The following is a 7,320-nucleotide window of genomic DNA, read 5'->3' as shown; positions in this document are numbered from 1 at the left end:
GTTCTTAGGTCTATAATCTGCAACTGCAGCACAAGCTATACCGATATCTTGAGAATCAAATCTCTCCATAACAGCATCAAACATGTCAATAGCACTTCTTATTCTAATAAATTCTTTTAAACCGTGTGGAATTTCAAGATTTGTAGGGCCAGAAACTAAAGTTACGTCAGCTCCTAAATCAACAGCAACTTTAGCTAAAGAGTATCCCATTTGTCCACTAGATCTATTTGAAAAATATCTTATAGGATCTAAAGGTTCTTCAGTTCTACCTGCTGTAATAATAACTTTTTTTCCTTTTAATAATTTAGGAATAGGAGTTGTTAAATCTCTCTCTATAATTTCGACTATCTCATTTTCATTTTTTAGTCTTCCTTTAGCATTAACGTTACAAGCTAAAAATCCTTCGTCAGATTCTATAAACTTATAACCTAGTTTTTCCAATTTTTGTATATTTTCTTTTAAAATTGGATTCTCATACATATTTACATTCATTGCTAAAGCAAAGTATGTGGGTTTTTTGCATGCTGAAATAACGGTAGATAACATATCATCAGCAATTCCATTAGCTACTTTTCCTACGATATTATAAGTTGCTGGAGCAATTAAAAAAGCATCAGCCCACTCTGCTAACGATATGTGTTCAACCTCGATCTGATGATTTCTTTCCCACATATCTGTTACAACTCTATTTCTAGAAAGAGTTTCTAAAGTTTGAGGAGTGATTATGTTAGTTGCACTTTCAGTCATTATAACTTTAATATTATATCCTTTTTTTCTTAATATTGAAATTATATTAGCAGACTTATAAGCGGCAATTCCGCCAGTAACTCCAATTAAAATATTTTTCATATTTATCCTCCTAAGTAAAGAAAATTAGAATCTTTTTTATATATTATACTATTTTAAGCTGAAAAAAAACAGAATTTGTTATATAATTAAAATTATAATTAAATTAGAGGAGGTTTTTATGAAGGTTGTTGCATTTAATGGAAGCCCGAGAGAAAAAGGTAATACATATTTTGCATTAAAAATGGTAGGAGAAGAGTTAGAAAAAGAAGGAATTGAATTAGAGATAGTCCATGTGGGAAATAAGGCTATTAGAGGTTGCATCGGTTGTAATGGTTGTGCTAAAAATAGAGATGAAAAATGTGTTATGAGTGAAGAAAATTTTGTAAATGAATGGATACAAAAAATTAAGGAAGCAGATGGTGTTTTATTGGGATCACCAGTTCATTTTGCTTCTTTAGGAGCCACTATGAAAGCTTTTTTAGATAGAGCATTTTATGTAGCGTCAGTTAATGGAGGACTTTTTAGACACAAAGTTGGTGCATCAGTTGTTGCAGTAAGAAGATCAGGAGGAGTTCCAACATTTGATCAGTTAAATAATTATCTGAATTATTCAGAGATGTTGATGCCTTCAACAAATTATTGGAGTGTAATACATGGATTAAGACCTGGAGAAGTTGAGCAAGATGAAGAAGGAAAGCAAATAATGAGAATTTTAGGAAAAAATATGGCTTGGCTTTTAAAAATGGTTGACTATACAAAAGACACAATTATTCCACCAGAAAAAGAAAATAAAAAATATACTCACTTTATAAGATAAAATAGAAAAACTCAGAGAATATTCTCTGAGTTTTTCTATATACTTGAGGCTTTTAAATTTTTATTAATGCCTAGAACTTTAAAGATTATAAGAGTTAAAATAAATGTTAATACATCTGCAAATGGAAGAGTTAACCAGATTCCATCAACTCCAAGAAGTTTTGGTAAAATAACAATTCCGATTCCCATAAATACTACACCTCTACAAACTGATATTATATTAGCTAAAAAAGCTTTATCCATAGCTTGTAGGTAAGATATATTCATAAAATTAGCTCCTACAAAAATAATAGCACTAGAGTATAAAAATAAACCTTTAGCTGTATATTCAAATAGATGAGATTCGTGTGTAAAAACTTTAACAACATCTAAAGCAAAGAATTTTATTAGAATTAAGGCTATTGTAGTAGCAATAAAGCAGAATTTATGAGCATATCTAAAAATTGCTAGAACTCTTCTATAGTTACGACGTCCATAGTTAAAACTAACTAATGGTTGTATTCCTTGTGCTAAACCTGTAAATAGCATCCTATAGATAACGAATGAATAAGAGATTATTCCGTAAGCAGCAACTCCTATTTGCCCTTCTGTTCTAGAAAGAGTTATGTTTAAAAGAATTGTTATTACCATAACTGCAAACTCTAAAATGAAAGATGAAAAACCTAAAGAACAAATTTTTCCCATTAAATTCCATTGAATATCTTTTATATCAAAAGATATTCTAAAAGTTGATTTAGGAAAGTGCATGCATAGATATACTGCTGATAAAACTTGTCCAATAGCTGTAGCATAAGCTCCACCTTCAATCCCCATTTTTAACTTAAATATGAAGATATAATCTAGAACAATATTTGTAATGGCTCCAATAAAAAGTGAATTCATAGCTTTTCTAGGGGCGTTATCATTTCTAACAATAGCATTTAATGATATTGATAACATTAAAAAGAAAGTAGCTACAATACATGGATACATATAATCTTTAACCATAGGAAGTAAAAGTTCTGTTGCTCCTAAAGATTTCATTATTTTATTGGGAAACATGAAAACAACAGAAGCTATTAAAATATAAAAAATAAGATTTAAAATAATTGTGTATGTAAAACTTTTATTTTTAAAATCTTGGTCATCATTTTTTAAAGAGATTAAAGTAGCTCCACCAGCTCCAAACATAAGGCTCAGAGCAGCTGTTAAATTAATTATAGGATATCCAATATTAACAGCGGCAATTCCAATACTTCCGATACCTCTTGATATAAAAACTCCGTCAGCAACTACATAAAGGGAGTTAACAAGCATTCCGATTGAAGCTGGGATAGCAAATTTATAAAATAGTTTATTAATTGGTTGATTCTCTAGTTGATTGATTTTCGTTGACATTTTTTCTCAAGTCCTCTTCATTTTCTAAAAGTTTAAGATTTTTCATCTCTTTTTTTGTCATAATAAAAGTAACAATAACAGATAATATATCTGCAGATGGCACAGCCATCCATACACCACGAACTCCCCAGATTCTAGAAAAAATTAAAACAATGGGGATTAAAAATAAAACTTGTCTTGATAAGCTTAAAAACATAGTAGTCTTTGGCTTTCCAATAGCTTGGAAATAAACTGCTGCTATAATTTGAAAACCTATAAAAGGAAACATTAAAGTGAAAACTTTAAGACCTTTTGATGCAGCATCTAAAAGTTCAGGATTGCTAGTAAAGATAACTATAAAATATTTAGATAAAAATTGAATAGCCAAGAATCCAATAGTAGAAATAGTAACAGCACCTTTTACAGCTAGTATAAAAGCTTGTCTAACTCTATGAAAAAATCTAGCTCCATAGTTAAATCCAAGAATAGGCTGAACTCCTTGATTTATACCAAAAATAGGCATAAGAATAAAGGTATTTACTGCATTAACAATGGTCATTGCTCCAACAGCAGTATCTCCACCATATTTCATAAGGCTACTATTTAATATAAAGTTTACAGCACTAGAACCTAATTGTAAAACAAATGGTCCAGCTCCTATAATGAAAATCTCTTTAACTTTTTCCCATTCAAGAAGTAAATTTTTTAAATGGAGTTTAATTCCACTAAATTTTGATGTGAAGTAACCAACGGTCCAAATTGCAGAAACAATTTGAGAAATAATAGTTGCGAGTGCAGCACCTTTAACTCCTAAATTTAATCCAAAGATAAAGATAGGATCTAAAATGATATTTGTGATTGCTCCAAGTAAAAGAGTAATCATAGAAATTTTAGGATTACCATCAGATCTAACAGCTGCATTAGTAGCATATCCAACCATTAAAAAAGGAAAACCAAGAGCAACAATTGTTAAATAGTCTCTAGCAAATGGTTCTGTGACAGGGCTTGTTCCTAATTTTCCAATATATAGATCCATTGTAAAAATTATTATAAAACTTAAAACAATACCGAATATAATTGATAACGAAGTAGCGTTACCTAAAAATTTTTCAGCTAAATCTTTTCGTTTTCTTCCTAATGAAATAGAGATGTTAGTAGCACCGCCTAATCCAATTAGAAGACAGAAGCCAAGAGAGATTATCATTATTGGAAAAACAACCCCAACACCTGCGATAGCAACTGGACCGATTTCAGGTATATTTCCAATATAAATTCTGTCTACTATATTGTACAAAGCATTTACGAACATTCCAATCATAGCAGGAAGTGAAAATTTTAAAAGCAGTTGACCGATGGGCTGCTCTCCCATTTCTTTGTGTTTTTCTTTCATTCATTCCCCCAGTTTATTAAAATATAGTATAACTATGATTATATCTTAAAAAATTAAGAAAATCAATTTTCTTTAACATATAAATAAGTAATTGGAATCTAAAGAAAATAGGTGTATTATATATTCAAATTAGATAAATAAAATAAAGAGGGTGTATATGTCTAAAATTAATATTTATATAGATAAAAATTCAAAAGAAAGCTTATACCTACAGATTTATCAGTGTCTAAAAAAGCAGATTTTATCAGGAGATATTAAAGCAGGAGCAAAGTTACCATCGATTCGTCAAGTAGCAATAAAATTAGATATAAATCAAAATACAGTTATTCAGAGTTATAACATTTTAGAAAAAAAAGGATTAATAAAAAAAATATCAGGAAAAGGGTGTTTTGTAGAACAAGTTTGTGAATTTGAAATAGAACAAAAAGAGATACCGTTAATAGAAAGTTTTAAATATGGACAAACTCAAATAATAGAAAGAATAAATTTTTCAAATGGAACTCCAAGCTCTAAATATTTTCCTATTGAAGATTATAAAATTTTTTTTAGTGAAGTTATTCAAGAGTATGGAGGAGAGATTTTTCAATACCAAAATGTTCAAGGTGTAGATAGTCTCAGATATTTACTTTCAGAGGAATTTGAAAAAGAAGATATTTTTGTAAAAAAGGAAAATATCCAAATAACGTCAGGAACTCAACAAGCTTTAGACATTATTATAAAACTCTTTTCAAAAGAAACAAAACCAACTGTGGTATTGTCAGACCCAACATACCCAAATGCTTTAAATATATTTAAAGGATGGTGTAATATAAAATCTTTAGATATTAAAGAGGATGGTTGGGATCTAAAAGAATTTGAAGAGATATTAAAAGAAGAAAAAATAGATTTTGTGTATGAGTGCATAAATTTTCAAAATCCTACAGGTGTTACTTGGTCTTTAAAAAAGCGAGAACAACTTTTACAACTTGCTGAAAAATATGGATTTTATATAGTTGAAGATGATAGTTTTTCAGATTTTTATTATACAGAAAAAAAACCTAAAACTTTAAAAAGTTTGGATAAATTAGGACAAGAAAAAGTTATTTATATTAAAACATATTCAAAGATACTTATGCCTGGAATTGGATTGGCAATAATGACAGTACCAGAAAATCTTATGCAGAGAGTTCTTTTAATAAAATATGGATTAGATACGACAACCTCTGGAGTAAATCAAAAAATTTTAGAAAAATTTATAGTTAGAAATAAATTACATGAACATTTATCTTTACTAAGACAAGAGTTTGGTAAGAAGCAAAAGCTATGTTTAGAGCTGTTAGAGAAAATTCAAGGATTAAATGTTATGCATAAACCAGATGGTGGTTTTTTTATCTGGATTAAACTTTCGGATAATATAGATGGTGAAAAGTTTTATCTAAAATGCAAAGAAGAAGGGGTAGCTCTTTTACCAGGAGCTTTATTCTATAAGGATAAGAGAGATGTTTGTAAAATTAGATTAAGTTTTATATCTCCAACCCTACTTGAAATAGAAAAAGGATTGGAGATATTAGAAAAAACATTATTTCTTTGTAAGATGGAAAATTCTAAAAAATGTAGTTACTAAAATTATTCCAAGAGCCATAGAACCAGCAATTATTGAAGTTTCCATACCTTTTAACATAGAGTCTTGGTATTTATTTTGAATTAGATATAGCATAGTGTAATAAACTCCACCACCGGGAGCCATAGGAATTAGAGCTGCTATAAGTAGTGTAGGAACTGTAGTTTGTAATCTTTTTGCCATAATCTCAGAATAAAAAGCAGTGATAGCTGTTGCTAAAAGATAGCATGTAGAGTAAGAGTATCCTTCTTTTGTAAAAAGTAAATAAAAAAGCCAACTTATAGCGCCACCGATTCCAGAATAAATAATGAGTTTTCCTCTAACATTAAAAAGAATAGCGAAACTGATTGTAATAAAAAAAGCAAAAATAACTTCTATAAAAAACATTAAAATCCTCCAAAATTAAAAAAAAGTTTTGTAACTAATCCAGCCCCAATAGCTATTGCTCCACCAATCATAAGAACTTCCATAGCTCTTGAAGTACCAGAAACTAAATCTCCAGCAATAATATCTCTAATAGAGTTTATGAAAGCAACTCCAGGAACAAGTAACATTAAAGAAGAGATTATACTAATAGAGGGTGTTGTAATTATTCCGTTAACATAAAACAAATTAGAAACAAAAGCACAAATTGCTCCAGAAATTAAATTTATAAAGAAGCTATTTAGTTGTAATCCTGAAATAATATAAGAAAATAAAGCAACACCACATCCTGCAACAAAAGCAGCAGCAAAATCATTTGGTCCTCCTTTAAAAGAAACAACAAAACTTGCTGCTCCTAATGCAGAGGCAATAAAATTCATACCAAAACCATAAGGTGATATTTTATTAATATCTTCTAAAGATTTTTTTAATTCTGAAAAAGAGTATTTTTCAATTTCGTTTATTAATTTATGAACTTGATGAATTTTATCTAAATTTGTAGATCGAGAACTAATTCTTTCTACTAAAGAAACAACTTCATCATCAATATTTTTTCCAGAAACAATAATACATGTTAGTGTAGCAAAGCAATCAATTTTTAAATTAAAATGCTGACCGATTCGAGCGATAATATCCTCGACTCTATAAACTTCACCTCCACTAGTGAGAACTATTTTTCCGGCGAAAGTCGCTAGTTGAAGAACACGATGTTCGGTAATTAGTTGTTTTTTTGGCATAAAATCTCCTATAATTATAAAAATTTAAAACACATCTAATAGTAGCATTAAAGTTTCTAAAAAGCAACAGAGACATTATTAAAAAAAATAAAAAAAGTTGTTGACATAAACTTTAAATTATGGTATTATTAATTTGTTGAAAGCGAAAGCAATCACGCCTGGGTGGCGGAATAGGTAGACGCACAGGACTTAAAATCCTGAGCTATCTG

At 29.3% G+C, this 7,320-nt stretch carries 7 protein-coding genes; 2 read left to right on the top strand and 5 right to left on the bottom strand.

Annotated elements, in window-relative coordinates:
* Positions 1-849, bottom strand: an 849-nt coding sequence (gene coaBC, locus Q0V08_RS09665) for a bifunctional phosphopantothenoylcysteine decarboxylase/phosphopantothenate--cysteine ligase CoaBC (RefSeq protein ID WP_297434286.1), incomplete at its 3' end; no start/stop codon positions are given.
* Between the two features lie 118 nt (positions 850-967).
* Here coaBC and Q0V08_RS09660 point away from each other — a divergent pair.
* Entirely contained in the window at positions 968-1,606 is a 639-nt protein-coding gene (locus Q0V08_RS09660) for a flavodoxin family protein (protein ID WP_023051909.1), read from the top strand.
* Between the two features lie 35 nt (positions 1,607-1,641).
* On the opposite strand, the gene Q0V08_RS09655 is transcribed toward Q0V08_RS09660, so the two are convergent.
* Together Q0V08_RS09655 and Q0V08_RS09650 are read right to left on the bottom strand one after the other, a co-directional pair.
* On the bottom strand, positions 1,642-2,982 hold the full coding sequence (locus Q0V08_RS09655) for an MATE family efflux transporter (protein ID WP_297434283.1): 1,341 nt from the start codon (positions 2,980-2,982) through the stop codon (positions 1,642-1,644).
* A complete protein-coding gene (locus Q0V08_RS09650; RefSeq protein WP_185892757.1) occupies positions 2,942-4,351 on the bottom strand; it encodes an MATE family efflux transporter in 1,410 nt (469 codons plus the stop codon). Before Q0V08_RS09650 ends, Q0V08_RS09655 begins: the two co-directional genes overlap by 41 nt.
* Positions 4,352-4,508: 157 nt before the next feature.
* Here Q0V08_RS09650 and Q0V08_RS09645 point away from each other — a divergent pair, with 157 nt between their 5' ends.
* Positions 4,509-5,954, top strand: coding sequence for a PLP-dependent aminotransferase family protein (locus tag Q0V08_RS09645; protein ID WP_297434281.1), 1,446 nt, complete (start codon positions 4,509-4,511; stop codon positions 5,952-5,954).
* On the opposite strand, the gene Q0V08_RS09640 is transcribed toward Q0V08_RS09645, so the two are convergent.
* Both Q0V08_RS09640 and Q0V08_RS09635 read right to left on the bottom strand, forming a co-directional pair.
* A complete protein-coding gene (locus tag Q0V08_RS09640) occupies positions 5,910-6,338 on the bottom strand; it encodes a threonine/serine exporter family protein (protein ID WP_297434279.1) in 429 nt (142 codons plus the stop codon). The genes Q0V08_RS09645 and Q0V08_RS09640 overlap by 45 nt on opposite strands.
* On the bottom strand, positions 6,338-7,111 hold the full coding sequence (locus Q0V08_RS09635; RefSeq protein WP_023051904.1) for a threonine/serine exporter family protein: 774 nt from the start codon (positions 7,109-7,111) through the stop codon (positions 6,338-6,340). The genes Q0V08_RS09640 and Q0V08_RS09635 overlap by 1 nt, the downstream gene beginning before the upstream one ends.
* Between the last annotated feature and the right edge of the window lie 209 nt (positions 7,112-7,320).

Origin of the sequence: uncultured Cetobacterium sp. (assembly GCF_947038635.1) — a bacterium.
Taxonomy (GTDB): Bacteria; Fusobacteriota; Fusobacteriia; order Fusobacteriales; family Fusobacteriaceae; genus Cetobacterium_A.
Note: the sequence above shows the minus strand (reverse complement) of the source record. Positions and strands in the feature narration are given on the sequence as shown.

Excerpts from the sequence above, each read along its gene's own strand:
- Q0V08_RS09655 (WP_297434283.1), bottom strand. The coding sequence starts at position 2,982 with ATGTCAACGAAAATCAATCAACTAGAGAATCAACCAATTAATAAACTA.
- Q0V08_RS09650 (WP_185892757.1), bottom strand. The coding sequence starts at position 4,351 with ATGAAAGAAAAACACAAAGAAATGGGAGAGCAGCCCATCGGTCAACTG.
- Q0V08_RS09635 (WP_023051904.1), bottom strand. The coding sequence starts at position 7,111 with ATGCCAAAAAAACAACTAATTACCGAACATCGTGTTCTTCAACTAGCG.
- Q0V08_RS09660 (WP_023051909.1), top strand. The coding sequence starts at position 968 with ATGAAGGTTGTTGCATTTAATGGAAGCCCGAGAGAAAAAGGTAATACA.
- Q0V08_RS09640 (WP_297434279.1), bottom strand. The coding sequence starts at position 6,338 with ATGTTTTTTATAGAAGTTATTTTTGCTTTTTTTATTACAATCAGTTTC.
- Q0V08_RS09645 (WP_297434281.1), top strand. The coding sequence starts at position 4,509 with ATGTCTAAAATTAATATTTATATAGATAAAAATTCAAAAGAAAGCTTA.